1 protein-coding gene is annotated in these 266 nt (G+C 43.6%); it reads right to left on the reverse strand.

Annotation, left to right across the window (positions count from 1 at the left end; translation table 11 throughout):
• A partial coding sequence (locus LMB56_RS01940) for a hypothetical protein (protein ID WP_229287855.1) occupies positions 1–266 on the reverse strand: 266 nt, incomplete at both ends.

Genomic DNA, 266 nt, shown 5'->3' on the forward strand with positions numbered 1-266 from the left:
ATGAGTAACTCAGTAAGCATGAGCGAAAGCTTAAGCAACTCAGTATCGATGAGCGAGAGTATAAGCAACTCAGTATCGATGAGCGAGAGTATAAGTAACTCGGTATCGATGAGCGAAAGCATGAGTAACTCGGTATCGATGAGTGAAAGCATGAGTAACTCGGTATCGATGAGCGAGAGCTTAAGTAATTCCGTCTCGATGAGTGAAAGTTTGAGTAACTCCGTTTCCATGAGCGAAAGCATAAGCAACTCAGTATCGATGAGCGA

The organism is Limosilactobacillus reuteri (assembly GCF_020785355.1).
GTDB lineage: Bacteria > Bacillota > Bacilli > Lactobacillales > Lactobacillaceae > Limosilactobacillus > Limosilactobacillus reuteri_I.